This window comes from Streptomyces luteireticuli (assembly GCF_041519305.1).
Taxonomy (GTDB): Bacteria; Actinomycetota; Actinomycetes; order Streptomycetales; family Streptomycetaceae; genus Streptomyces; species Streptomyces luteireticuli.
In genome coordinates, this window is record NZ_CP167927.1 from 2,467,278 (window position 1) to 2,489,947 (window position 22,670).

Genomic DNA, 22,670 nt, shown 5'->3' on the forward strand with positions numbered 1-22,670 from the left:
GGGTGAGCAACAAGCCGACCACCTCAGAGCTCAAGTGGACCGAACTGGACCAGCGGGCCGTCGACACCGCCCGGGTCCTGGCCATGGATTCCGTGCAGAAGGTCGGCAACGGCCATCCCGGAACGGCCATGAGCCTGGCGCCCGCCGCTTACCTGCTCTTCCAGAAGCTCATGCGGCACGACCCCAGCGACGCGGACTGGATCGGCCGCGACCGCTTCGTCCTCTCGCCCGGACACACGAGCCTGACGCTCTACGTGCAGCTCTTCATGGCCGGTTACGGCCTGGAGCTCTCGGACCTCAAGGCCTTCCGCACCTGGGACAGCAAGACCCCGGGCCACCCGGAGCACGGCCACACCCGCGGCGTCGAGACCACGACCGGCCCGCTGGGCCAGGGCATCGCCAACGCCGTGGGCATGGCGATGGCCGCCCGCTACGAGCGCGGCCTGTTCGACCCCGAGGCCCCGAAGGGCGAGTCCCCCTTCGACCACACCATCTGGGCGATCGTCTCCGACGGCGACCTGGAGGAGGGCATCTCCGCCGAGGCGTCCTCGCTCGCCGGCCACCAGAAGCTCGGCAACATCGTCGCCCTGTACGACGACAACCACATCTCGATCGAGGGCGACACCGAGACGGCGTTCTCCGAGGACGTCCTCAAGCGTTACGAGGCGTACGGCTGGCACGTCCAGCGCATCGAGCAGGCCCCCAACGGCGACTTCGACGTCCAGGCGCTCTACGCGGCCCTGAAGGCGGCCCAGGAGGAGACCGAGCGTCCCTCGATCATCGCGGCCCGCACGATCATCGCCTGGCCCGCCCCGAACGCCCAGAACACCGAGGCCTCGCACGGCTCGGCGCTCGGCGACGCCGAGGTGGCCGCGACCAAGGAGGTGCTCGGCTTCGACCCCGAGCAGCACTTCCAGGTCGAGGACACGGTCTTCGAGCACGTCCGCAAGGTCGTCGACCGCGGCCGCGAGGCCCACGCGACCTGGGACAAGCAGCTCCAGAAGTGGCGCGAGGCCAACGCGGAGCGCGCCGCCGACTTCGACCGCATCATGGCGGGCGAGCTGCCCGACGGCTGGGAGAAGGCCCTCCCCGTCTTCCCGGCCGGCAAGGCCGTCGCGACCCGCAAGGCGTCCGGCGAGGTCCTCAAGGCGCTGGGCGGCGTGATCCCCGAGCTGTGGGGCGGCTCCGCCGACCTCGCCGGCTCGAACAACACCACCATCGACGCGTCGTCGTCCTTCCTCCCCGAGGGCAACCCCCTCCCGGAGGCGAACCCGTACGGCCGCACGGTCCACTTCGGCATCCGCGAGCACGCCATGGGCTCGACGATGAACGGCATCGCGCTGCACGGCAACACCCGTGTGTACGGCGGCACCTTCCTGGTGTTCTCCGACTACATGCGCCCCGCCGTCCGTCTGGCCGCCCTGATGAAGCTGCCGGTCACCTATGTGTGGACGCACGACTCCATCGGCCTCGGCGAGGACGGCCCGACCCACCAGCCGGTCGAGCACATGGCCGCGCTGCGCGCCATCCCGGGCCTGAACATGGTCCGCCCGGCCGACGCCAACGAGACCGCCATCGCCTGGCGCGAGATCGTCAAGCGGCACACCGCCAAGCCCGCGCCGCACGGTCTGGCCCTCACCCGCCAGAACGTCCCGACGTACGAGGCCAACGAGGGTGCCGCCAAGGGCGGTTACGTGCTGTTCGAGGCCGAGGGCGGCCGCGCCCAGGTGATCCTGGTCGGCACCGGCTCCGAGGTCCAGCTCGCCGTCGAGGCGCGCGAGCGGCTCCAGGCCGAGGGCATCCCGACCCGTGTGGTCTCCATGCCGTCGGTGGAGTGGTTCGAGGAGCAGGACCAGGCGTACCGCGACGGCGTCCTGCTGCCGGACGTCAAGGCCCGCGTGGCCGTCGAGGCGGGCATCGGCCTGACCTGGCACCGCTACGTCGGCGAGGCCGGCCGCATCGTCTCGCTGGAGCACTTCGGCGCCTCCGCCGACTACCAGATCCTGTTCCAGGAGTTCGGCCTGACCACCGACGCCGTCGTCGAGGCCGCCCGCGAGTCCCTCGCCGACGCCGCCCGCCGCTGAGCGCGAACCCCCCCACATCCAGTAGGAGATGCAGAACCCATGACCGACGCACTCAAGCGCCTCTCCGAGGAAGGCGTCGCGATCTGGCTGGACGACCTGTCGCGCAAGCGCATCACCTCCGGCAACCTCGCGGAGCTGATCGACGACAGCCACGTGGTCGGCGTGACCACCAACCCGTCGATCTTCCAGAAGGCGATCGCCGGCGGTGACGGCTACCAGCAGCAGCTCGCCGACCTCGCGGCCCGCAAGGTGACCGTCGAGGAGGCCATCCGCATGATCACGACGGCGGACGTCCGCGACGCCGCCGACATCCTGCGCCCGGTCTTCGACCGGACCGACGGCCAGGACGGCCGGGTCTCCATCGAGGTCGACCCGCGCCTGGCCCACAACACCCCGGCCACGATCGCCGAGGCCAAGCAGCTGGCCTGGCTGGTGGACCGGCCCAACACCCTGATCAAGATCCCGGCGACCAAGGCGGGCCTGCCGGCCATCGCCGAGGTCATCGGCCTGGGCATCAGCGTCAACGTCACGCTGATCTTCTCGCTCGAGCGCTACCGCGCCGTGATGGACGCCTACCTGACCGGTCTGGAGAAGGCCAAGGCGGCCGGCCTGGACCTGTCGCTGATCCACTCGGTGGCGTCCTTCTTCGTGTCCCGCGTGGACACCGAGATCGACAAGCGGCTGGACGCCCTGGGCACCGAGGAGGCCAAGGCGCTGCGCGGCAAGGCCGCCCTGGCCAACGCCCGCCTCGCCTACCAGGCGTACGAGGAGGTCTTCTCCTCGGACCGCTGGCTGGCCCTGGAGAAGGCCGGTGCCAACAAGCAGCGTCCGCTGTGGGCCTCGACCGGCGTCAAGGACCCGGCCTACAAGGACACCCTGTACGTGGACGACCTGGTCGCCCCGAACACGGTCAACACCATGCCGGAGGCCACCCTGGAGGCGGCCGCCGACCACGGGCAGATCACCGGTGACACCGTCCGCGGCACCTACGAGCAGGCCAAGGCCGAGCTCGACGCGGTCGCGAAGCTGGGGATCTCGTACGACGACGTCGTGCAGCTCCTGGAGGACGAGGGCGTCGAGAAGTTCGAGGCGGCCTGGATCGACCTGCTGAAGTCCACCGAGGCGGAGCTCAAGCGCCTCGCACCGGAGGCGTGAATTGAGCAGCAGCAACCCGCTGCGTGACGCTCAGGACCGACGGCTCCCGCGTATCGCGGGGCCGTCGGGCCTGGTCATCTTTGGCGTCACGGGCGATTTGTCACGGAAAAAGCTGATGCCTGCCGTCTACGACCTCGCCAACCGGGGTCTGTTGCCGCCGGGCTTCTCCCTCATCGGCTTCGCCCGCCGCCAGTGGGAGGACGAGGACTTCGCCCAGGTCGTGCACGACGCCGTCAAGGAGCACGCGCGCACGCCCTTCCGCGAGGAGGTCTGGCAGCAGCTGGTGCACGGCTGCCGCTTCGTCCAGGGCGACTTCGACGACGACGCCGCGTTCGAGACGCTCAAGGAGACCATCCACGAGCTCGACAAGGCCCAGGGCACGGGCGGCAACTTCGCCTTCTACCTGTCCGTCCCGCCGAAGTTCTTCCCCACCGTCGTCCAGCAGCTCAAGAAGCACGGGCTCGCCGAGCAGACGGAGAACTCCTGGCGGCGCGCGGTCATCGAGAAGCCCTTCGGCCACGACCTGAAGAGCGCCCAGGAGCTCAACCGGATCGTCCACGACGTCTTCCCCACCGAGTCGGTCTTCCGGATCGACCACTACCTGGGCAAGGAGACGGTCCAGAACATCCTGGCGCTGCGCTTCGCCAACACCCTCTTCGAGCCGATCTGGAACCGGTCGTACGTCGACCACGTGCAGATCACCATGGCCGAGGACATCGGCATCGGCGGCCGGGCCGGCTACTACGACGGCATCGGCGCCGCGCGCGACGTCATCCAGAACCACCTGCTCCAGCTGCTGGCCCTGACCGCCATGGAGGAGCCCGCCTCCTTCGACGCGGACGCGCTGGTCGCCGAGAAGACCAAGGTGCTGGGCGCCGTCCGGCTCCCCAAGGACCTGGGCAAGGAGACCGTCCGCGGCCAGTACGCGGGCGGCTGGCAGGGCGGCGAGAAGGTGCTCGGCTACCTGGAGGAGGAGGGCATCGACCCCCGCTCCAAGACCGACACCTACGCCGCGATCAAGCTGGGCATCGACAACCGCCGCTGGGCGGGCGTCCCCTTCTACCTGCGCACCGGCAAGCGGCTCGGCCGCCGCGTCACCGAGATCGCGGTCGTCTTCCAGCGCGCCCCGCACTCGCCCTTCGACGACACCGCCACCGAGGAGCTGGGGCAGAACGCCCTGGTCATCCGGGTGCAGCCGGACGAGGGCGTCACCCTGCGGTTCGGCTCCAAGGTGCCGGGCACCTCGATGGAGGTCCGGGACGTCTCGATGGACTTCGCCTACGGCGAGTCGTTCACCGAGTCCAGCCCCGAGGCGTACGAGCGGCTCATCCTCGACGTGCTGCTCGGCGACGCCAACCTCTTCCCGCGCCTGAAGGAGGTCGAGCTCTCCTGGCAGATCCTCGACCCGATCGAGGAGTACTGGGACAAGCACGGCAAGCCCGCGCAGTACCCGGCCGGCACCTGGGGGCCGGTCGAGGCGGACGAGATGCTCGCACGAGACGGACGGAGCTGGCGTCGGCCATGAAGATCGACCTGACGGACACCACGTCCAGCAAGATCAACAATGCTCTGGTCCAGGGGCGCCGCGCCATCGGCACCCCGGCCATCGGCATGGTGCTCACGCTGGTCATCGTCACCGACGAGGAGCACGCCTACGACGCGCTCAAGGCGGCCAACGAGGCCTCCCGCGAGCACCCCTCGCGCAAGCTCGTCGTCATCAAGCGGGTCAGCCGCTCGCCGCGCAACCGCGCCGCGGCCCGGCTCGACGCCGAGGTCCGGGTGGGCACCTCCGCCGGCACCGGCGAGACCGTGGTGCTGCGGCTGTACGGCGAGGTGATAGACCACGCCCAGTCGGTGGTGCTGCCGCTGCTGCTGCCGGACGCCCCCGTGGTCGTCTGGTGGCCGGTCACCTCCCCGCTCGACCCCGAGCGGGACCCGCTGGGCGCGCTCGCCCAGCGCCGCGTCACCGACACCTACGCGGCCGAGGAGCCGGTCTCCGAGCTCACGGCCCGCGCCGCGAACTACGCGCCCGGCGACACGGACCTGGCCTGGACCCGGATCACCCCGTGGCGCTCGATGCTCGCGGCCGCCCTGGACCAGCAGCCCGGCATCAAGGTCACCGGCGCCGAGGTCGAGGGCGAGGACTGCAACCCCAGCGGCGAGCTGCTGGCCATGTGGCTCGCGGACCGCCTCGGGGTGCCGGCCCGCCGCACCGTCTCCGAGGGCCCCGGCCTCACGGCCGTCCGCCTGGAGACCAAGGACGGCGTCATCACCCTGGAGCGCACCGACGGCGCGCTGGCCCGGCTGTCCATGAAGGGCCACCCGGACCGCGCCGTGGCGCTCAAGCGCCGCGACACCGCCGAGCTCCTCGCGGAGGAGCTCCGCCGCCTCGACCCGGACACGGTCTACGCGTCCACGCTGAAGTACGGCGTGGAGCGGCTGGCGGCGGCCGCCCCGGCACCCGCGCCCCGGGCCAAGGAACCCGCCGAGGCCGAGCCCGCCCCGGCTCCCGCGAAGAAGGCCGCTCCCAAGAAGGCGGCGAAGTGAGCACCGCGCCGCAGATCGTCGTCCACCGGGACAAGGAGCTGATGGCCCAGGCCGCCGCGGCCCGGCTCATCACGAAGATCGTGGACGCCCAGGCGGCCCGCGGCTCGGCCTCCGTCGTCCTCACGGGCGGGCGCAACGGCAACGGGCTCCTCGCGGCCCTCGCCGCCTCGCCCGCCCGGGACGCGGTCGACTGGTCGCGGCTGGACCTGTGGTGGGGCGACGAGCGGTTCCTGCCCGACGGCGACCCCGACCGCAACGTCACGCAGGCCCGCGAGGCCCTGCTGGACGCGGTCGGGCTCGACCCGGCGCGGGTGCACGCCATGCCCGCCGCGGACGGCACGTACGAGGACGCCGACGAGGCGGCCGCGGCGTACGCGGCCGAACTCGCCGCCGCCGCGCGGCCGGAGGACCACGGCCCGGTCCCGTCCTTCGACGTCCTGCTCCTGGGCGTCGGCCCCGACACGCACGTCGCCTCGCTCTTTCCCGAACTGCCGGGCGTCCGCGAGACGGAGCGCACGGTCATCGGCGTCCACGGCGCACCCAAGCCGCCGCCGACCCGGATCTCGCTGACCCTGCCGGCGATCCGCTCGGCACGGGAGGTCTGGCTGCTGGCGGCGGGCGAGGACAAGGCGGGGGCGGTCGCCCTCGCGCTCGGCGGCGCGGGCGAGATCCAGGCACCGGCGGCGGGGGCATACGGGCGTACGCGCACGCTGTGGCTCCTGGACCAGTCGGCTGCGGCGCAGTTGCCGCGGGACCTGTACCCGCCGGCGTCGCCGTAAGGGAGTTACAGCAGCACGCTGCGCGCGCTGTCCTCAAACGCCGGACGGGCTGAATTTCAGCCCGTCCGGCGTTTGAGGACTTCGCCCGAAGGGCGAATGGGGTCCGGGGTCTCCCCGGTGGGGGTACCCCCTCTGGGGGAGGAGAAAGGGCGGGGTCGGGGCCCCTTCCGCGTCAGCGACCCCGAACAGCCCGGTAGCGCGCGACCAACGCCGAGGTGGAGGGGTCCAGCCCCTCCACGGAAGCCCCCTCCGTCAACGCCGGCTCCACCCGCTTCGCCAGCACCTTCCCCAGCTCGACCCCCCACTGGTCGAACGAGTCGATGTTCCACACCGCCCCCTGCACGAACACCTTGTGCTCGTAGAGCGCGATCAACTGCCCCAGCACCGACGGCGTCAGCGCGTCCGCCAGGATCGTCGTCGTCGGCCGGTTCCCCCGGAACGTCTTGTGCGGGACGAGCTCCGCCGCGACGCCCTCCGCCGCGACCTCCTCCGGCGTCTTGCCGAAGGCCAGCGCCTGCCCCTGCGCGAACAGGTTCGCCATCAACAGGTCGTGCTGGGCGACGAGCCCGGGCTCCAGATCGTCCACCGGCCGCGCGAAACCGATCAGGTCCGCGGGGATCAGCTTCGTCCCCTGGTGGATCAACTGGTAGTACGCGTGCTGGCCGTTGGTGCCCGGCGTCCCCCAGACCACCGGCCCGGTCTGCCAGTTGACGGGCCGCCCGTCGCGGTCGACCGACTTGCCGTTGGACTCCATGTCCAGCTGCTGCAGATAGGCCGTGAACTTCGACAGGTAGTGGCTGTAGGGCAGCACCGCGTGCGACTGCGCGTCGTGGAAGTTGCCGTACCAGATGCCCAGCAGCCCCATCAGCAGCGGCACGTTCTCCTCCGGCGCCGCCGTCCGGAAGTGCTCGTCCACGAGATGGAACCCGTCGAGCATCTCCTGGAAGCGGTCCGGCCCGATGGCGATCATCAGGGAGAGCCCGATGGCCGAGTCGTACGAGTAGCGCCCGCCGACCCAGTCCCAGAACTCGAACATGTTGGCCGTGTCGATGCCGAAGTCGGCGACCTTCTCCGCGTTCGTGGACAGCGCCACGAAGTGCTTGGCCACCGCCTCGCTCCCGGCGCCCAGCCCGGCCAGCAGCCAGCTCCGCGCGGAGGTCGCGTTGGTGATGGTCTCGATGGTGGTGAAGGTCTTGGAGGCGACGATGAAGAGCGTCTCGGCAGGGTCCAGGTCCCGCACCGCCTCGTGCAGGTCCGCGCCGTCCACGTTGGAGACGAAACGCACCGTCAGCCCGCGGTCCGTGTAGGCGCGCAGCGCCTCGTAGGCCATCGCCGGACCGAGGTCCGAGCCGCCGATGCCGATGTTGACGACATTGCGGATGCGCTTGCCCGTGTGGCCCTTCCAGTCGCCCGACCGCACCCGGTCGGAGAAGGCCCGCATCTTCGCCAGCACGGCGTGCACGGCCGGGACGACGTTCTCCCCGTCGACCTCGACGGCCGCCGACGACGGGGCGCGCAGGGCGGTGTGCAGCACGGCCCGGCCCTCGGTGGTGTTGATCTTCTCGCCGCGGAACATCGCGTCCCGCAGCTCCGCCACCCCGGTCGCCGCCGCGAGTTCGCGCAGCAGCCGCAGGGTCTCGTCGGTGACGAGGTGCTTGGAGTAGTCGACGTACAGGTCGCCGACGGTGAGCGCGTACTTCTCGGCCCGCCGGGGGTCCTCCGCGAACAGCCTGCGCAGCTGCACCTCCCCCAGCTCGTCCCGGTGCTTGGTCAGTGCGTTCCACTCGGGCATGCGGTCGAGCGCGGTGCGGCCCTCAGCGTTCATTTCGGACATCAGTCCATTTCTACTCGTAGCTCTCTCGCCACTTCCCAACCTAATGGAGCTCACGGTCATTCCTGGCCGTAGCCCCACGAACACCACCGGCCCGGCCGGAAGGAACGGTCCTTCCGGCCGGGCCGGTCAGTGCTGGCGGTTCGTCAGATCTCCCCACGGAGCTTGGCGAGCGCCTCGGCGAGGATGGCCTCGCCGTCCGCGTCGCTGCGGCGCTCCCTGACGTACGCGAGGTGCGTCTTGTAGGGCTCGGTGCGCGGCGGGTCCGGTGGATTGTCCCGGTCCTGGCCGGCCGGGAAGCCGCAGCGCGGGCAGTCCCAGGTGTCCGGCACCTGTGCGTCACTGGCGAAGCTCGGCTGCGTCTCGTGCCCGTTCGAGCACCAGAAGGAGATGCGCAGGCGCGGGGCCGACTCGCCCCGCTCCGCCTCCCCCATCGGCCCCGCCCCGACCCGGCTTCCCCGGATCGCGTTGCCACTTGCCACGGTCGTAACTCCCTGCGTGATGGTGCGGCGGAGCGTGACAGTCCGCTCCGCTGCGAGCGCCCCAGTCTACGTAAGGCCCAACGCGCGTCCAGCGGCAGGAGTTACCACCCGGCCGCAAGGCGCGGGTTCCATCATAGGCCGCGGGTACGACGCAGCGTCAGCTCTCGAACTTCATCAGCAGGCCGAGCACCACGATGCAGGCGAACCACAGCAGGCCCACCACGATGGTGATCCGGTCGAGGTTGCGCTCGGCGACCGAGGAGCCTCCGACGGAGGACTGCATGCCGCCACCGAACATGTCGGACAGACCGCCGCCCTTCCCCTTGTGCATGAGCACCAGCATCATCATCAGCAGGCTGAAGACGATGAGGGCGATCGAGAACCCGATGACCACGGCTGGACCAACTCTCTCGGACTGTCACGGACAGGTCAGGACGTTAACGGCGTTAATACTGCGGGGCCGGGGGGCGCGTTTGCGCCGGTCCCGGCCCCGACAGGGTACGACGGGCGGGGCCCGTCGTCATAGTTGCTACTGGTCGCGGAAGCGGACGATCTTGACGAACTCGTCCGCGTCCAGCGCCGCGCCGCCGACCAGCGCGCCGTCCACGTCGGGCTGCGCCATGATCGCGGCGACATTGCCGGACTTGACCGAGCCGCCGTACTGGATGCGGACCTTGTCGGCCAGCTCCTGGCTGTAGAGCTCGGCCAGGCGGCCGCGGATCGCCCCGCAGACCTCCTGGGCGTCCTCGGGGGTGGCGACCTCGCCGGTGCCGATGGCCCAGACCGGCTCGTAGGCGATGACGATCGTCTCGGCCTGGTCGGCCGGGACGTCCTTCAGGGCGCCGTCGAGCTGGGCCAGGGTGTACGCGACCTGGTTGCCGGCCTTGCGGACGTCCAGGCCCTCGCCGACGCAGAGGATCGGGGTGACGCCGTGCTTGAAGGCGGCCTTCACCTTGGCGTTGCAGAGCTCGTCGGTCTCGCCGTGGTACTGACGGCGCTCGGAGTGGCCGACCGCCACGTAGGAGCAGCGGAACTTGGCGAGCATCGCGCCGGAGATCTCACCGGTGTACGCGCCGGAGTCGTGCGCCGAGATGTCCTGGGCACCGAACTTGATCTTCAGCTTGTCGCCGTCGACCAGCGTCTGCACCGAGCGCAGGTCGGTGAACGGCGGCAGCACGGCGACCTCGACGGACTCGAAGTCCTTCTCCGTGAGGGAAAAGGCGAGCTTCTGGACGTGGGTGATGGCCTCGAGGTGGTTGAGGTTCATCTTCCAGTTGCCCGCCATCAGCGGGGTACGTGCACTCACGGTGTTTCAGTCCTCCAGTGCGGCGAGGCCGGGGAGCGTCTTGCCCTCGAGGTATTCGAGGCTGGCGCCGCCACCGGTCGAGATGTGGCCGAAAGCGTTTTCGTCGAAGCCCAGGATGCGCACGGCGGCGGCCGAGTCGCCACCACCGACGACGGTGAAGCCGTCCGAGTCGAGCAGGCCCTGGGCGACGGCCTTGGTGCCGTTCGCGTAGTCGGGGTGCTCGAAGACACCCATCGGGCCGTTCCAGAAGACCGTTCCGGCGTCGGCGAGCTTCGAGGCGTACAGCTCACGGGTCTTGGGGCCGATGTCCAGGCCCTCCTTGTCCGCCGGGATGGCGTCCGAGGAGACGATGTCCGGGTTGGCCGGGGCCTTGGTCTTCAGGTCCGGGAAGTCGGCGGAGACCAGGACGTCGACGGGCAGGACGAACTCCACACCGCGCTTCTCGGCCTCGGCCAGGTACTCCAGGCACCGGGCCTTCTGGTCCTCCTGGAGGAGCGAGATGCCGACCTCGTGGCCCTTGGCGGCCAGGAAGGTGTACGACATGCCGCCGCCGATGAGGATGCGGTCGGCCTTCTTCAGCAGGTTGTCGATGACGCCCAGCTTGTCGGAGACCTTGGCGCCGCCCAGCACGACCACGTACGGCCGCCGGACCTCGTCGGTGAGCTTCTTCAGGACGCCGACCTCGGTGGCGATCAGGTCGCCGGCGGCGTGCGGGAGCCGCTTCGGGAGGTCGAAGACCGAGGCGTGCTTGCGGTGCACGGCACCGAAGCCGTCGCCGACGTAGAGGTCGGCCAGCGACGCGAGGGCGTCGGCGAAGGCGCCGCGCTCCGCGTCGTCCTTGCTGGTCTCGCCCGCGTTGAAACGGAGGTTCTCCAGCAGCGTGACCTCGCCGTTCGCCAGGGCGGCGACGGTGGCCTTCGCGCTGTCGCCGACCGTGTCGGTGGCGAACGAGACGTTCCTGCCCAGGATCTCGCCGAGCCGCTGCGCGGCCGGGGCCAGGGAGAACTGCGGGTCCGGGGCGCCCTTGGGACGGCCCAGGTGGGAGGCGACGATCACCTTGGCGCCCGCCTCGGCGAGCCTGGCGATCGTGGGCGCGACGGCGCGGATGCGGCCGTCGTCGGTGATGGTCGTGCCGTCGAGCGGGACGTTGAGGTCGGCGCGGACGAAGACCCGCCTGCCCTCGACGCCGTCCTCGATGAGTTCGTCGATCGTCTTCATACGGTGACTCCGGTGACTTCCGTGAGTATCAGCCATACGACGGGGCCCGTACGACGCGCCTGTGCGCCGTACGAGCCCCGTCCCTTACATCGCTCGGATCAGAGCTGGCCGCCGACGAAGACGGTCAGATCCACCAGGCGGTTGGAGTAGCCCCACTCATTGTCGTACCAGCCGACGACCTTGACCTGCGTGCCCTGGACCATCGTCAGCTTCGAGTCGAAGGTGCAGGAGGCCGGCCAGTTGACGATGTCGGAGGAGACGATCGGGTCCTCGGTGTACTCGAGGACGCCCTTGAGCTGGCCCTCGGCGGCCTTCTGGAAGGCGGCGTTGATCTCTTCCTTGGTGGTCTCGCGCTCGAGCTCCAGGACGAGGTCGGTGACCGAGCCGGTCGGGACCGGGACGCGCATGGCGATGCCGTCCAGCTTGCCCTTGAGCTGCGGGAGGACCAGGGCGGTGGCCTTGGCGGCACCGGTCGAGGTCGGGATGATGTTCTCCGCGGCGGCGCGGGCGCGGCGCAGGTCGGAGTGCGGGAAGTCCAGGATGCGCTGGTCGTTGGTGTACGCGTGGACCGTCGTCATCATGCCCTTGACGATGCCGAAGCTCTCGTCGAGGACCTTGGCCATCGGCGCCACACAGTTGGTGGTGCAGGAGGCGTTGGAGATGACGTGGTGGTTGGCCGCGTCGTACTTGTCCTGGTTGACGCCCATCACGATGGTGATGTCCTCGCCCTTGGCCGGGGCCGAGATGAGGACCTTCTTCGCGCCGGCGGCCAGGTGCTTGGCCGCGTCCTCGCGCTTGGTGAAGATGCCGGTGGACTCGATGACGATGTCGGCGCCCAGCTCGCCCCAGGGCAGGTTGGCGGGGTCGCGCTCGGCCATCGTCTTGAACGTCATGTCACCGACGGTGATCGTGTCGTCGGTGTGGCTGACGTCCTGCTTCAGGCGACCGAGGATGCTGTCGTACTTCAGCAGGTGCACCAGGGTGGCATTGTCGGTCAGGTCGTTGACGCCGACGATCTGGATGTCCGCACCCTGCTCCAGCAGCGCGCGGAAGTAGTTGCGACCGATACGGCCAAAGCCGTTGATGCCTACGCGGATCGTCACGAACCGATCTCCTCGTTGGTGTGCCGGTCTGTCCCGGCGGCTGTATGGGATGTCCCCGACCACCACCGACCCTACCTCCAACCGGCGATGTGCGTGACATCGGAGGCCCCCCTGGTCAAGAGGGGGGCACTGTGGCGTCAGACACGCAAAATGTGCAGGGCCGCGCTCAGAAGAGCCGCCCGTTCACGTGTCCCGCGCACATGCTCCAGGCCGAAGCCGAACAGCACGCTGTCACGCGTGGTGACGGCGGAGGAGGAGTGGTAGAGGGCCTTGGAGACCGTCCAGTCGCCGGTGTTGCCGGGGCTTCCGGCCGGCGGGCCGGGCACCGTCCAGGCGCCGGGCGAGCCGCTCTCGAAGCCCTCGGTGTCCTTGACGGCACCGCCCGCGGTGACCGTGGCGTCGTCCACGAAGACGCCGGGTCCGCCGGTGCTGCCGTCGGTGATGTAGGAGACCGAGACCTCCACCTTCCGGCCCGCGTGGGCGCTCAGGTCGAAGGAGGCGCGGTGCCAGCCCTGCGAGGAGCCGGTGAAGCGGTTCCAGGCACCGGTGGTGCCGTGCGCGGCGCAGGAGCCGTCCCGCAGCGCGAGGTAGTGCCTGAGGAAGGGGTGCAGGGCGAGGTACGAGCCGTCGCCGCAGTCCGCGGGCGTCTCGGCGCTGGTACCGCCGTTGGCGTCCGGCAGCGTGGTCCAGTCGTCCCCGCCGGCGGTGCGGATCTCGACGACGGCGTTGTCGTAGCCCTTCTCGGTCTCGTGGCTGATCTGGAAACCGAGCGCGGGCTTGTCCTGGGCGCTCACACCGGTGAGGTCGATGGTGCGCGTGAGGCGCATCCAGGCCCGGTCCTTGTGCTTGGCGGCGGCCATTCCGTCGCCGGCGTACGGCTCGAAGGCCGTGCGCAGCCCCGGGTAGTCGCCGCCGCCGGTGCTGCGGAACTGCGGGAAGCGGTCCGCGGGGAGCACGTCGGAGGTGGTGACGAAGGAGCCGGCGGCGTCCAGCGGGCTGCCGGGGGCGTCGGCCAGGTCGGCGCGGACCCCGGCGAGCGGGCCGGCACCGGTGAACTGCCGCGGGTGCGCGAGCGCGGTGCGGCCGAAGGCGCCCAGGTAGTACTGCGCGAAGTCGTCGGTGTCGGCCGGGCCGACCCGCGCCGCGCCGCCCGCCTCCGGACCGAGGGCGATGAGCTTGCCGCCCTCGTTCAGGTAGTCGCGGACGGCCAACAGGGTGGCGCCGCCGGGCCGGTTGCCGCCCGAGTACCACACCGCGGCCTTGAAGTGCCGCAGCACGCCCAGCGGATGGGGCGCGCCCTGCCGGGCGACGTCCCAGACGACGGCCCGGTGGCCGGCGCGGTCGAGCGCCTCGGTGTAGGCGGCGAGCCGGCGGGCCGGGTCCGTGCCGCCCTCGTCGGCGACGACCAGGGTGTCGGCGGCGGGCCGGTGCCAGACGGTGTAGGTGAAGGGCTCGCTGCGGACGGTGCCGCCGCCGGGGGTGCGGCCGGTGAACCACACCTGCACCCTGGCCCCTTCGGGCGCGCCGCGGACCGTGCCGCGGTACTGGTCGAAGCGGATGTTGTCGTGGCCGCCGTAGCGCTTGCCGCCGCGCCAGGGCGCGAGGGGCGCGGTGTGCGTCCGCCCGCCGTCGACGCGGTAGTTGAGGCGCTTGTCGGCCAGGCTCTTGCGGGCGGTGACGGCGACGGGCTGGTCGGCGCCGCGGGCGAAGGAGTCGGCGAAGGCGTCCGGGGTGAAGTCGGGCGCCTCACGGCCGACGGCCGAGGACGGGCGGTCGGCGTGGGCCGCGGTCTCGGCGACGGAGAGGGCGAAGGGGATGTTCTTGGTGAACTCCGCCCGGATCAGCTTCTCGTCGTCGGGGAAGCTGAAGCTGGAGGGGCAGTCGGCGGGGTTCCAGCGGCCCGAGGTGTCGGTGCGCGAGGCCGTCTGGCACGTCGACATCTCGGGGGTGAACATCATCGTTCCATTGACGTTGGCCGCGTGACCGTCGGCCTCGCCGTTGGTGGTGTAGAGCTCGGAGGAGAGCTGCGGCCGGTAGCCGGGGATCGCCGACTTCTCCGGGGTGCCGGCGAGCGCCTTGTAGAGGACGTCGTCCGGGGTCGGGGTGGCGACCTGCCAGCCGACGCCGTAGAGCAACAGCTCGGCGGCCGAGTGGTAGTTGATGGCGTAGCGGAAGTGCATCCGCTTCTCGAAGGCGTCGAGGACCCTGGTCTCCGGCTCGGACCCGGGGCCCTTGCCGCGGTAGGTCTCGGAGGCCGGGTCGGCGGACGAACCCTCGTTGTCGTAGCCCCACTTGTAGGGGAAGTTGCGGTTGAGGTCGACGCCGTCGCCGGGTGTGAGCTTCCCGTCGCCGTTGTTGTCGCGCAGGTTCTTGCGCCACAGCCGGGTGTCCGGGCCCTTGAAGGTGTAGTCGTAGCCGTCGGGGTTGGCGGAGAGCAGGAACCACAGCTCGGTGCTGTCGAGGATCCTGGTGATCCGCGGGTCCTTGCCGTAGTTGTCCAGGTAGTGGTGCATCAGCCGGCGGGTCATCTCCGGCGTGATCCACTCACGGGCGTGCTGGTTGGACATGTACAGCACGGCGGGCTTCGACCCGTCGCGGGTGCGGCTCGCGTTCTTGCCGACCTTGACGGCCAGCATGTCCTGGCCGCGCAGGCTCTTGCCGATGTTGACGACCTTGGTGAGCCCGGGGTGCGCGGCACCGGTGTCGACGATCTCCCGTTGCAGGCCGTTCGGACCGCTGTAGCGGCGGAAGACACCGTCGCCGCCCTGGGTGAAGCGCTCGCGGGCGCGCTGCGAGAGGCGTCGCTCGGTGAGCTCGATGCCCTGGCCGCGCAGCTCGCCGGCCTGCCGGCCGGTGAGGTAGAGCTCGACCGGTGCCGTCCTGCCCGCGGCGGGCGGACGGCCCAGTTCGTGCCCGTCGATGCCCGCCTTGAGCAGGAGCGGCATCTGGGCCGCGGTGACCTTGGCGTCCCAGACCCTGACCGCGTCGGAGGCGGCCGGGCCCGGCGCGTCCGGCCGCGCATGTGCGAAGGGTGCGGCGGTCACTCCACCGATCAGCAGCGAAGCCGCCACGAGGATCGATCGCGTCCTGCGTCTCATGAACCCCCCATGCCGTTGTCCGTCCCGTGCGATGACGGACGCAAGGCTTGCGAGGGCCCATGACCATGTCAATAGGGCCCGCGTCCAACCGGACGGACACCGGCGGCGGTTCACCCTGTCGGCCCACCCCGCCGGCGTCCCTTACGGGTGACGTCAGCCGGCCATGTCCTTGACCATGCCGGCGACGACGTCCTCGGGGAGGTCGGCCAGATCCGAGAGGTTGGACTCGGTGCCGGGGATGCCCAGGTCCTGGGCGCGCTTGTCGGCCATGGCCAGCAGCCGGCGGATCCGGCCGGCGACCGCGTCCTTGGTCAGCGGCGGGTCGGCCAGGGCGCCCAGCTCCTCCAGCGACGCCTGCTTGTGCTCCATGCGCAGCCGGCCGGCGGCGGCGAGGTGCTCGGGCACCTCCTCGCCGAGGATCTCCAGGGCCCGCTGGACCCGGGCCCCGGCCGCGACGGCGGCGCGGGCCGAGCGGCGCAGATTGGCGTCGTCGAAATTGGCCAGCCGGTTGGCCGTCGCGCGCACCTCGCGGCGCATGCGGCGCTCCTCCCACGCCAGCACCGACTCATGGGCGCCGAGGCGGGTCAACAGCGCGCCGATCGCGTCGCCGTCGCGGACGACGACGCGGTCCACCCCGCGCACCTCGCGGGCCTTGGCCGCGATCTGCAGCCGACGGGCCGCGCCCACCAGGGCGAGCGCCGCCTCGGGGCCGGGGCAGGTGACCTCCAGCGAGGAGGAGCGGCCGGGCTCGGTCAGCGAGCCGTGGGCGAGGAAGGCGCCCCGCCAGGCGGCCTCCGCGTCACAGGTGGCGCCGGAGACGACCTGCGGGGGCAGGCCGCGGATCGGCCGGCCGCGGCCGTCGACCAGGCCGGTCTGGCGGGCCAGCTGGTCACCGCCCGCCACCACCCGCACCACGTACCGGCTGCCGCGGCGCAGCCCGCCGGGGGCCATCACCACCAGGTCGGACGCGTGTCCGAAGATCTCCAGGATGTCCTTGCGCAGCCGTCGGGCGGCGATCCCGGTGTCCAGCTCCGCCTCGATCACGATGCGGCCGCTGACGAGGTGCAGCCCGCCGGCGAACCGCAGGATCGCCGAGACCTCCGCTTTCCTGCAGCAGGTCCGGGTGACGGGGAGCCGGGAGATCTCGTCCTTCACCGCTGCCGTCATCGCCATGGGCCGATCCTTCCATGCATCCGAAAAATACGGTCGTACGCGGCGGCCAACAGTTCCGGATCGTGCGTAGCGGAACTCCCCTGCGCGGCGACCGGCGCCAGCTCGACCGTCCCGCCGAGCCGCTTGGCGGCGTCGCACAGGCTCTCGCGGTCGGGCACGGCGGCCTCGTCGGCCAGCACCACGTCCAGGGCGAGTTTAGGGGCGTGTCGGGCCAAAACCTCCAAATGACGCTGCGGGGAGAAGCCCTCGGTTTCGCCGGGCTGGGGGGCGAGGTTCAGCGAGAGGACCCGGCGGGCCTTGGTCTCCTGGAGCGCGTCGAGCAGCTCGGGGACCAGCAGGTGCGGGATGACCGAGGAGAACCAGGAGCCGGGGCCGAGCACCACCCAGTCCGCGTCGAGGACCGCCTCGACGGCCTCGGGGACGGCGGGCGGGTCCTCCGGGACCACGTGCACGGACTGCACCTCGCCGGGGGTGAGGGCGACGGTGGCCTGGCCGCGGACCGTGGTGACGGCGTCCGGCTCCGCCGGGTCGTGCCCGCGCACCAGCGCCTGGAGCTCCAGCGGGACGGCGGACATGGGCAGCACCCGGCCGTGCGCGCCGAGCAGCTTGCCGACCAGGTCGAGGGCCTGGACGGGGTCGCCCAGCTGCTCCCAGAGGGCGACGATCAGCAGGTTGCCCACGGCGTGGCCGTGCATGTCGCCATGGCTCTCGAAGCGGTGCTGGATCACCCGCGCCCAGGTCTGGCCCCAGTCGTCGTCCCCGCACAGGGCGGCGAGCGCCTTGCGCAGGTCGCCCGGGGGCAGCACGCCGAGCTCGTCGCGGAGCCGGCCGCTGGAGCCGCCGTCGTCGGCGACGGTGACGACCGCCGTCAGGTCGCCGGTGATGCGGCGCAGCGCGGCGAGCGAGGCCGACAGCCCGCGGCCGCCGCCGAGGGCGACGACCTTGGGCTGGGTGCGGCGGCGGTCGCCGCGCGCGGCGCCGCGCGCGCCGGGGACGAGCCGGCGCACACGGCGCATCCGGAAACTGCGGCCGGTCACTCGCGCCCCATGTCCCGGTGGACGACGACGGTCTCGACACCCTCCGAGACGAGGCGGTGGGCGAGCTTCTCGGACATGGCGACCGAGCGGTGCTTGCCGCCGGTGCAGCCGACGGCGATGGTCACATAGCGCTTGCCCTCGCGGCGGTAGCCGGCGGCGATGAGCTGGAGGAGCTCGGTGTAGCGGTCGAGGAACTCCTTGGCGCCGGGCTGGTTGAAGACGTAGCCCGAGACCTCCTCGTTGAGGCCGGTGAAGGGGCGCAGCTCCGGGACCCAGTGCGGATTGGGCAGGAAGCGGCAGTCCACGACGAGGTCGGCGTCGACCGGCAGGCCGTACTTGTAGCCGAAGGACATGACGGTGGCGCGGAGCTCCGGCTCCTCCTCGCCGGCGAACTGGGCGTCCATCTTGGCGCGCAGCTCGTGGACGTTGAGGCTGGAGGTGTCGATGACCAGGTCGGCGTCGCCGCGCAGCTCGCGCAGCAGGTCGCGCTCGGCGGCGATGCCGTCGACGATGCGCCCGGAGCCCTGGAGGGGGTGCGGACGGCGCACGGACTCGAAGCGGCGCACCAGCGCGTCGTCGGACGCCTCCAGGAAGATCACGCGCCGCTTGACCTTCTTGGCGGCCAGGTCGGCGAGGGACTCGCGGAGGTTGTCGAAGAACCGCCGGCCGCGGACGTCGACGACCACGGCGATGCGGGCCACGTTGCCCTGGGAGCGGGCGCCGAGGTCGACCATGGTGGGGATGAGGGCGGGCGGCAGGTTGTCGACGACGAACCAGCCGAGGTCCTCCAGGCACTTGGCAGCGGTGCTGCGGCCCGCCCCCGACATACCGGAGATGATCACCAGCTCGGGGATGCCCGCGGCCTCGCCCGTCGTGTCCGCCGTGGTGGCCGTACTCACCTGTGCTCCGTCCCGCTCGCTGTCGTTCATGAGATGTCCCCCGTTCTGCCGGCGGGGCCGTGGTCGCGGCTCCGGGTGTCCGGCCTTCCTTCGGATCTGCCTCTGATCTTCCCAGGGCCTTCGGCCCGCGCGGGGAAGGGAGGCGGTACCGGGGTCGGCGCCCCGGACCTCGCGCCCGTCCGTGCGGCCGTCTCCATCATCCCTCCGTCCCGTCGAGGATCTCGCCCGTCGCGGTGTTGACCGCGGGTGCGGGCGGGGCGCTCGCGGCCAGGGCCGCGGCGACGGACTCGGCGGTCCTGCGGCCGACGCCGGGGACCTCGCAGAGCTGCTCGACGGTGGCCGCCCGCAGTTTCTTCACCGAGCCGAAGTGCTCGAGCAGCGCCTGCTTGCGGGCCCCGCCGAGGCCGGCGACCGCGTCGAGCGGCGATGCCTTCATCGTCCTGGTGCGTTTGCTGCGCTGGTAGGCGATGGCGAAGCGGTGCGCCTCGTCGCGGACGCGCTGGAGCAGGTAGAGCCCCTCGCTGGTGCGCGGGAGGACGACCGGGTCGTCCTCGTCCGGCAGCCAGACCTCCTCCAGGCGCTTGGCCAGGCCGCAGACGGCCACGTCGGCGATGCCGAGCTCGTCGAGGGCGCGGCGGGCGGCGGCCACCTGGGGCTGTCCGCCGTCGACGACGACGAGCTGCGGGGGGTAGGCGAAGCGCTTGGGACGGCCGTTGTCGTCGCGGCCGCTCTCCTCCGGGACGGCCTCCTCGTCGAGCTCCCACTCCCCCGTCTTCTGCTTCTCCGTCAGATAGCGGCGGAAGCGGCGGGAGACCACCTCGTGCATGGAGCGGACGTCGTCCTGCCCCTCGAAGGTTTTGATCTGGAAGCGGCGGTACTCGCTCTTGCGGGCCAGGCCGTCCTCGAAGACGACCATGGAGGCCACCACGTCCTGCCCCTGGAGGTGGGAGATGTCGAAGCACTCGATGCGCAGCGGCGCCGAGTCCAGGCCGAGGGCCTCGGCGATCTCCTCCAGGGCGCGGGAGCGGGTGGTGAGGTCGGAGGCGCGCTTGGTCTTGTGCAGCGCGAGCGCCTGCTGGGCGTTGCGCTGGACGGTGGCCATCAGGTCCTTCTTGTCGCCGCGCTGGGGGATGCGCAGGTCGACCCGGGAGCCGCGGCGCCCGGCGAGCCACTCGGCGACGGGCTCCACCGGGTCGGGCAGGGCGGGGACGAGGACCTCCTTGGGCACGGCGTCGCCGCTCTCCTCGCCGTAGAGCTGCTGGAGGGCGTGCTCGACGAGACCGGCCGTGGCGACCTCCTCGACCTTGTCGGTGACCCAGCCGCGCTGGCCGCGCACCCGGCCGCCGCGGACGTGGAAGATCTGCACGGCCGCTTCGAGTTCGTCCTCGGCGACCGCGATCAGGTCGGCGTCGGTGGCGTCGGCGAGGACGACGGCGTTCTTCTCCAGGGCGCGTTTGAGCGCCGTTATGTCGTCGCGCAGCCGGGCCGCCTTCTCGTACTCCATCTCCTCGGCCGCATCCTGCATCCCCTTCTCCAAACGGCGGATGTACGCACCGGTACGTCCGGCCATGAAGTCGCAGAACTCCTCGGCGAGTTCGCGGTGCTCCTCGGGGGTGACGCGGCCGACGCAGGGGGCGGAGCACTTGCCGATGTAGCCCAGCAGGCAGGGGCGGCCGATCTGGGCGGAGCGCTTGAACACCCCGGCGGAGCAGGTGCGTACGGGGAAGACGCGGAGCATCAGGTCGACCGTCTCGCGGATCGCCCAGGCGTGCCCGTAGGGGCCGAAGTAGCGCACGCCCTTCTTCTTCGCGCCGCGCATGACCTGGACGCGGGGGAACTCCTCGTTCAGCGTGACCGCGAGGTACGGATAGCTCTTGTCGTCGCGGTACTTCACATTGAAGCGGGGGTCGTACTCCTTGATCCAGGAGTACTCCAGCTGCAGCGCCTCGACCTCGGTGCCGACCACCGTCCACTCCACGGAGGCGGCCGTGGTGACCATGGTGCGGGTGCGCGGGTGCAGGCCGGCGAGGTCCTGGAAGTACGACGAGAGCCGCTGGCGCAGGCTCTTCGCCTTCCCGACGTAGATCACCCGGCCGTGCTCGTCGCGGAACTTGTAGACCCCCGGCGAGTCGGGGATCTGCCCCGCCTTGGGGCGGTAGCTGCTGGGGTCGGCCATGTCACCAACCCTACTTGCGGGCACTGACAACGGGGCCGCGGCGGGACGGCCCCGGCCCCGGCGCGTGGAGGTGCGCCGGGGCCGGGGCGAGCGGGACGGTGCGTGGGTGTGGGGGGTGTCCGGTGCCGTCGGGTCAGCGACGCCGGAGCCTGCGCACCGCCACGGTGGTGAGGCCGAGACCGAGGGCCGCTGCGGCCCCGGCCGAGGCGGCCACGGTCGTGGTGGAGGGGCCGGTGGACGAGGAGGCGGCGGGCTCGGCCGCGAGCGTCCCGTCCGCCGCCTTCGCCCCCTCGTCGTAGCCGCCGGCCGCGCCCTTCTTCGCGTACGCGGAGCCGGGCAGCTTGTCGCCGTACGCCTTGTGGACCCGCTCCCGGTAGGCGTCGAGCGTGGTGCCCTGCTTGCCCACCGCCCGTTCGGCGTCGGAGTTGAGCGGCAGGACGCGGTCGCCGCGCTGGACGTACCAGGCGTTGATCTGCGGCTCGCGGAAGACCGTGCCGCCGGCGAGCTTCTTGGCGCCCTCGGCCGCGTAGCGCGTCTCGTCGTCGCCGCTGGCGATGTTGACGACCTTCCAGCTGCCGCCGGTGGCGGCCGTCCACACGGACGCCTTCCGGCCGTCGGCCGAGACGGCCTTGCTGGCCAGGTAGTCGGACGCGGCGACGGGGGCGTCCTTCTTGCCCGCCACGAACTCGGGCGAGAGTTCGTACACGGGGACGGTCGCGCCCTCGATCCGGGGCTTGCCCCCGGTCTTGGCCGCCGCGCCGCCCGCGGCGTCGTCACGGGCGAAGAAGCGCGACAGCGTGTCGAGCGTCTTCGCGGACGTCGCCGCGTCGTGGGCGGCGGCGACCTCGGCCGCGGCCGGCGGAGCGGGCACGGCCGGGGCCTGTGCGGCGTGGGCGAGCGGGGCGACGCCGGCCAGCGCGGCGGTCAGGGCACCGGCTGCCGCGAGCCGGGCCGCAGTGCGGCGGGTGGAGTTCTCGGTCATCGGGTCACCCGCCGATCCGGTAGAGCGAATGCGTCCAGGCGAACCGGTTGTTGTTCACGTACCAGTTGTGGTCGGCCCAGTTGTAACGGTTGCTGGTCTTCCACGGGTCGCCCCAGTAGACCAGGTTGTTCGAGGTGTCGTAGCCGTAGATCACCTGCATGTGGCCGCCGCCGGACTTCCAGCCGATGCGGGTCTCGATGGGCCGGTTGGCGTTGATCTCGCTCTGTACGGTCGAGTAGCGCAGCCAGCCGTCCACGTAGGAACCGGTGTTGATCCGGGCCCAGCGGAAGGCGTTCTGCACATTGCCCAGCGTGGCCTGGTTGTTGGGGCAGGCGCTGCTCTGCTGCCGGTTGAACGCGGCGTTGCAGAACTGGTTCTGGCTGTAGTTGCGGCCGTACCAGGCGGCGATGGTGTTGCCGGAGCCGGCCCAGCACCAGTTGGTCTTCTCCTGGGCCTGCATGGTGATGTTGAGCTTCTTCGCGGCGCGCAGCGGCTTCTTGGCCGGGGCGGGGGCCGCGGAGGCCGTCGCGGCGGGAAGCGCCACCAGCGTGGCGGCCGCCAGGGTGGCGGCGGCCAGCCGGGCGCCGGTTATGCGGCGTTGGCGGGATATGGGGGGTCTGTCGGTTTGTGCCGAGGCACGGGGCATGGTGATTTCTCCCGTGGCGGTGGGGGGTTGGACGGTGGGGGCGTCCGGACGCTGGTCAGGAGCATGGGATGTTGTCGGGGGCTGGTCAACCGGCTTGAATGCAGAGTGAGACGGCGAAGTGAACGGCCCACGACCGTTGTGAACGTCCCGCGCC

At 71.3% G+C, this 22,670-nt stretch carries 18 protein-coding genes; 5 read left to right on the top strand and 13 right to left on the bottom strand.

The window, feature by feature from the left end:
- Positions 1–2 precede the first annotated feature (2 nt).
- Genes tkt through pgl form a run of 5 tightly spaced genes read left to right on the top strand, consistent with a single transcriptional unit; the run spans position 3 to position 6,565 of the window.
- A complete protein-coding gene (tkt, locus tag AB8735_RS10385) occupies positions 3–2,084 on the top strand; it encodes a transketolase (protein ID WP_344024735.1) in 2,082 nt (693 codons plus the stop codon).
- Positions 2,085–2,123: 39 nt separating this feature from the next.
- Complete coding sequence (gene tal / locus AB8735_RS10390) at positions 2,124–3,239, top strand: transaldolase (RefSeq protein WP_372406812.1); 1,116 nt, start codon at positions 2,124–2,126, stop codon at positions 3,237–3,239.
- Position 3,240: 1 nt separating this feature from the next.
- Positions 3,241–4,764: a glucose-6-phosphate dehydrogenase gene (zwf, locus tag AB8735_RS10395; RefSeq protein WP_344024731.1), complete on the top strand. Its 1,524-nt coding sequence runs from the start codon at positions 3,241–3,243 to the stop codon at positions 4,762–4,764.
- Positions 4,761–5,786, top strand: a complete 1,026-nt coding sequence (gene opcA / locus AB8735_RS10400) for a glucose-6-phosphate dehydrogenase assembly protein OpcA (protein WP_372406813.1) — start codon at positions 4,761–4,763, stop codon at positions 5,784–5,786. The genes zwf and opcA overlap by 4 nt, the downstream gene beginning before the upstream one ends.
- On the top strand, positions 5,783–6,565 hold the full coding sequence (gene pgl / locus AB8735_RS10405; protein WP_372406814.1) for a 6-phosphogluconolactonase: 783 nt from the start codon (positions 5,783–5,785) through the stop codon (positions 6,563–6,565). The genes opcA and pgl overlap by 4 nt, the downstream gene beginning before the upstream one ends.
- 172 nt (positions 6,566–6,737) lie before the next feature.
- Here pgl and pgi read toward each other — a convergent pair whose 3' ends face one another.
- The 13 genes from pgi to AB8735_RS10470 form a co-directional block, all read right to left on the bottom strand.
- A complete protein-coding gene (gene pgi / locus AB8735_RS10410) occupies positions 6,738–8,390 on the bottom strand; it encodes a glucose-6-phosphate isomerase (RefSeq protein WP_372411813.1) in 1,653 nt (550 codons plus the stop codon).
- Positions 8,391–8,542: 152 nt separating this feature from the next.
- Positions 8,543–8,878 (bottom strand): RNA polymerase-binding protein RbpA, encoded by a 336-nt coding sequence (locus AB8735_RS10415; RefSeq protein WP_003957010.1) that lies wholly within the window; start codon positions 8,876–8,878, stop codon positions 8,543–8,545.
- Between the two features lie 157 nt (positions 8,879–9,035).
- Positions 9,036–9,272 (bottom strand): preprotein translocase subunit SecG, encoded by a 237-nt coding sequence (gene secG / locus AB8735_RS10420; protein ID WP_344024724.1) that lies wholly within the window; start codon positions 9,270–9,272, stop codon positions 9,036–9,038.
- A gap of 135 nt (positions 9,273–9,407) precedes the next feature.
- Positions 9,408–10,184 carry a triose-phosphate isomerase gene (gene tpiA, locus AB8735_RS10425; protein WP_344024722.1) on the bottom strand — a complete coding sequence of 259 codons (777 nt, stop codon included), beginning with the start codon at positions 10,182–10,184 and terminating at the stop codon, positions 9,408–9,410.
- 6 nt (positions 10,185–10,190) lie between these two features.
- On the bottom strand, positions 10,191–11,402 hold the full coding sequence (gene pgk / locus AB8735_RS10430; protein ID WP_372406818.1) for a phosphoglycerate kinase: 1,212 nt from the start codon (positions 11,400–11,402) through the stop codon (positions 10,191–10,193).
- Positions 11,403–11,500: 98 nt separating this feature from the next.
- Complete coding sequence (gene gap, locus AB8735_RS10435) at positions 11,501–12,505, bottom strand: type I glyceraldehyde-3-phosphate dehydrogenase (protein WP_344024718.1); 1,005 nt, start codon at positions 12,503–12,505, stop codon at positions 11,501–11,503.
- 137 nt (positions 12,506–12,642) lie between these two features.
- Entirely contained in the window at positions 12,643–15,603 is a 2,961-nt protein-coding gene (locus AB8735_RS10440) for a M14 family zinc carboxypeptidase (protein WP_372406820.1), read from the bottom strand.
- Between the two features lie 153 nt (positions 15,604–15,756).
- Positions 15,757–16,776 (bottom strand): DNA-binding protein WhiA, encoded by a 1,020-nt coding sequence (gene whiA / locus AB8735_RS10445; protein ID WP_199893547.1) that lies wholly within the window; start codon positions 16,774–16,776, stop codon positions 15,757–15,759.
- On the bottom strand, positions 16,767–17,813 hold the full coding sequence (gene yvcK, locus AB8735_RS10450) for a uridine diphosphate-N-acetylglucosamine-binding protein YvcK (protein WP_344024713.1): 1,047 nt from the start codon (positions 17,811–17,813) through the stop codon (positions 16,767–16,769). Before yvcK ends, whiA begins: the two co-directional genes overlap by 10 nt.
- Positions 17,810–18,742: an RNase adapter RapZ gene (gene rapZ, locus AB8735_RS10455; protein ID WP_198535473.1), complete on the bottom strand. Its 933-nt coding sequence runs from the start codon at positions 18,740–18,742 to the stop codon at positions 17,810–17,812. The genes yvcK and rapZ overlap by 4 nt, the downstream gene beginning before the upstream one ends.
- Positions 18,743–18,908: 166 nt before the next feature.
- A complete protein-coding gene (gene uvrC / locus AB8735_RS10460) occupies positions 18,909–20,888 on the bottom strand; it encodes an excinuclease ABC subunit UvrC (RefSeq protein ID WP_372406823.1) in 1,980 nt (659 codons plus the stop codon).
- 133 nt (positions 20,889–21,021) lie between these two features.
- Positions 21,022–21,870, bottom strand: coding sequence for a hypothetical protein (locus AB8735_RS10465; RefSeq protein WP_372406825.1), 849 nt, complete (start codon positions 21,868–21,870; stop codon positions 21,022–21,024).
- A 4-nt stretch (positions 21,871–21,874) separates the two neighbouring features.
- The gene (locus tag AB8735_RS10470; protein ID WP_372406826.1) at positions 21,875–22,516 is read right to left on the bottom strand and encodes a papain-like cysteine protease family protein; all 642 of its coding nucleotides are present in this window, start codon (positions 22,514–22,516) and stop codon (positions 21,875–21,877) included.
- Positions 22,517–22,670: the final 154 nt, after the last annotated feature.

Excerpts from the sequence above, each read along its gene's own strand:
- tal (WP_372406812.1), top strand. The coding sequence starts at position 2,124 with ATGACCGACGCACTCAAGCGCCTCTCCGAGGAAGGCGTCGCGATCTGG.
- opcA (WP_372406813.1), top strand. The coding sequence starts at position 4,761 with ATGAAGATCGACCTGACGGACACCACGTCCAGCAAGATCAACAATGCT.
- pgi (WP_372411813.1), bottom strand. The coding sequence starts at position 8,390 with ATGAACGCTGAGGGCCGCACCGCGCTCGACCGCATGCCCGAGTGGAAC.
- pgk (WP_372406818.1), bottom strand. The coding sequence starts at position 11,402 with ATGAAGACGATCGACGAACTCATCGAGGACGGCGTCGAGGGCAGGCGG.
- AB8735_RS10440 (WP_372406820.1), bottom strand. The coding sequence starts at position 15,603 with ATGAGACGCAGGACGCGATCGATCCTCGTGGCGGCTTCGCTGCTGATC.
- whiA (WP_199893547.1), bottom strand. The coding sequence starts at position 16,776 with ATGGCGATGACGGCAGCGGTGAAGGACGAGATCTCCCGGCTCCCCGTC.
- rapZ (WP_198535473.1), bottom strand. The coding sequence starts at position 18,742 with ATGAACGACAGCGAGCGGGACGGAGCACAGGTGAGTACGGCCACCACG.
- uvrC (WP_372406823.1), bottom strand. The coding sequence starts at position 20,888 with ATGGCCGACCCCAGCAGCTACCGCCCCAAGGCGGGGCAGATCCCCGAC.
- AB8735_RS10465 (WP_372406825.1), bottom strand. The coding sequence starts at position 21,870 with ATGACCGAGAACTCCACCCGCCGCACTGCGGCCCGGCTCGCGGCAGCC.
- AB8735_RS10470 (WP_372406826.1), bottom strand. The coding sequence starts at position 22,516 with ATGCCCCGTGCCTCGGCACAAACCGACAGACCCCCCATATCCCGCCAA.